The organism is Thermotoga sp., from assembly GCF_021162145.1.
In the GTDB taxonomy this organism is placed as follows: domain Bacteria; phylum Thermotogota; class Thermotogae; order Thermotogales; family Thermotogaceae; genus Thermotoga.
This window is the reverse complement of the sequence record NZ_JAGGZH010000025.1, coordinates 1-2,651: the sequence shown is the minus strand read 5'-3', so window position 1 is coordinate 2,651 and position 2,651 is coordinate 1. Positions and strand designations below refer to the sequence as shown.

Genomic DNA, 2,651 nt, shown 5'->3' with positions numbered 1-2,651 from the left:
CCGAGGTCATTCAAGATCAACTCTGGACATTTGTTTCTAAGGTAATCTATCAGCCTGTCTATCTTCTGAAGCATTGCAGGAATGATCTGGCCTTTGTATTCCAGGAAGGCTATTGAAGCCTCCCTCGGAACGAACCACGCATTATCTGTGGCGGTCAACTCAGTCTTTGCAGCTCCTGAAATTAACAATTTTGGGTTTGCATAGATAGTCTCAATAGCTGAGATTTTTGAGAAGGTGGAGTTCAGCTCATCGACGGTGTCACCTATTCGTTCAAGTTCACTCTCACCCCATATACTACCGTATTTCATCGACGGAATATTCGGTACATGGAAGAGCCAAAACTCACCATATCGATTAGGCACTTCCTTTCTGACACCATCAATTTCTATCACGACACGGTCTTTCGAATAGCGCTCAATAACTTCTTCACATTCACCAGCATTGCTTGAGCCTTTTTGACGCTTCCACTTATAAATCCACTCGACAATCTCGCCGTTCTCCATGCGATATGATAAGTCATTTAGAAGGCTTACAATAGAAATTCGAATTTGACCATCATCATCTCGCCCAAGCTTCAAAGCTGTATCACCCAATACTAAGCCTTGGAGAGTGAAGAGATATTTCAGCTTGTCCCACTCGTTGAGATCCAAGACCTCTTGCAAAGCCTCAATGTCACTGTCATTTCCAGTGATTCTGAAATACTCCCCAAATATCATACTGAGATCTGTATTTATGATTTCCGAGGCATAGTCAACCAGACTGCGAGTAAGCGCTCTAAGAGAACCGTCTGATTTATATGCGACAAACAAGCCATGAGCTTTACAATATGCCTCCGTATAGTCTCCAAAATATTGAATCCAAAGGTCGTTGTAGTTTTTGGTACTCATACTATCACCACCTATAAAATATCGAGTCTTCCGCCGATCACCGTCTGATTATTTCCCATGCCCCATACAGCCAGAGCTAATGCGATAACGCAGTCGTCATGATAGCCTGGCGGCGCGTTCATTTTAAGATTTCCTGAAGAACTTATTTGGTATTCAAAGATCTCCAGCTCGTTGACTAATTCCGGAATATCTTCGTAGTGGATCGTTCCCTGTTCTATTGCCAAAGCAAGTTTGTTAATAAGTTGCTCTTTGGAAGAATGGTTGAACTTGAAGCTTTCAACACTGAGACCTTGACGCCTGAGATCCTCGAATATTGGATCACCAACGCCTGTTGAATCTATCCAAGTACTACCAGGGTATTTTCGATCCACCTGCTTAATTCTCTCCATCTGAAGGCTCCAATTGATTTGGTTGAATCTTTCAAAGTGAACCAAATCACCATTTTGGTCAAGAACGCAAATAACTGTGAAGTCCATGTATTTGGCAAGGTCAACGCCCTTATAAAAAAACTCTCCAGATTTAGGATCCCGGAGAGTTTTTTTAATATTCTTTCTAACGCCTCGAAAAACACCGCCTGTATCATCCAAAAACTCCGCAAGAAATTCCTGTCTAAACGCCCGTTCAGGAAGTGTTCTTCTGGCTTCTTCAATCTCTTCTGGCTTTAGATACGGATTTTCAGAAGATGGATGCTGCCAGGATTGATACTCTGGGAAATTTGGATCTTTGCCTCGCGTCCACATTCGAAAAAACCAATTTCTACCTTTAGGAGTGCTGATTATTATGGCTCTTCCGCTTCTATCCGATAATGTTGGTCTTAGAGCCTCATTCCACACTTCTTCTTTGATTCTGGCCGCTTCATCTACTATCAAAAGATCTAAGCCTTCACCTATCAGTGAATCTGGATTGTCTGCTGACTTTCCCACAATTTCCGTCCCTAAATTGGTAATAATTCTCATTTCAGACTTAGAATTTACGCAACGACCATTTGCTTCCCATAGAAATTTACGAGGTCTGACATACTTATAGACTTCTCTGAAGACCTTTTGTGCTAATTCATATGTTGGCCCAACTATCCATACCCTTTTTTCTTTCATGAACACATATGGAAGAATCTCAATAGCTGAATAAAGTGATTTTCCCCATCTTCTGCCATTGCAGAGAATTTTGAATCTCGCATCAGACATAAAAGCATCGTATTGTCCAGGATGTGGCTTGAAACCTATATCACCAAGAAATTGTTCTTTGTTCATTTATCGAGTCCCCAACGTTCTGCAACAGCTTTGAAAAGGTCTTCAGCGTAGTTGCACCAGCTCCAGAGTTCTTTAATTTCAAATCAATTCCTCTTAGGAGCCTATCGTAAACCTGAAGTTTTGCCTGTTTTGAGAGTTCCGGATCTCTAAACCACTTAAAAAGTTCTTCATTCATTTCGTCCAGTTTTTGAAGGTCATCCGGGATAGTTTTTTGAATATGTTCCTGAACAATTGCTTTAGAGATCTCAGCTCGCTCTTCACGAACTGTCTTTAGAAAGTTAGCGATTGCTGTTTTGCTGATGCTTATTCTCTTTTCCTCTTTCAGCGCTTTTGATATTTTGTTGGAAGACATACCCTCGGCATATTTTTTGAGGACATAGTCTTCCAGCTCATATTGCTCAATTTTACTAGGCCTAGGCATGCTTCCACCTCACTTTCGTTCAGATATAGAAAGATATGGCAAGGTATTTATCTTGCCAATATGAAAAAAGAGCCCCTGAGGGCTCTTATATAT

The 2,651-nt window shown here is 41.2% G+C and carries 3 protein-coding genes; all 3 read right to left on the bottom strand.

Features of this window, described 5'->3' with window-relative positions; all coding sequences use genetic code 11:
- Positions 1-887: hypothetical protein (locus tag J7K79_RS02140; RefSeq protein ID WP_296904644.1), on the bottom strand; the 887-nt coding region annotated here is incomplete at its 3' end.
- A gap of 11 nt (positions 888-898) precedes the next feature.
- On the bottom strand, positions 899-2,137 hold the full coding sequence (locus J7K79_RS02135; protein WP_296904642.1) for a terminase family protein: 1,239 nt from the start codon (positions 2,135-2,137) through the stop codon (positions 899-901).
- Positions 2,112-2,558 carry a hypothetical protein gene (locus tag J7K79_RS02130; RefSeq protein ID WP_296904640.1) on the bottom strand — a complete coding sequence of 149 codons (447 nt, stop codon included), beginning with the start codon at positions 2,556-2,558 and terminating at the stop codon, positions 2,112-2,114. The genes J7K79_RS02135 and J7K79_RS02130 overlap by 26 nt, the downstream gene beginning before the upstream one ends.
- Between the last annotated feature and the right edge of the window lie 93 nt (positions 2,559-2,651).

Coding starts and splice junctions, on each gene's coding strand:
- J7K79_RS02130 (WP_296904640.1), bottom strand. CDS start 2,558: ATGCCTAGGCCTAGTAAAATTGAGCAATATGAGCTGGAAGACTATGTC.
- J7K79_RS02135 (WP_296904642.1), bottom strand. CDS start 2,137: ATGAACAAAGAACAATTTCTTGGTGATATAGGTTTCAAGCCACATCCT.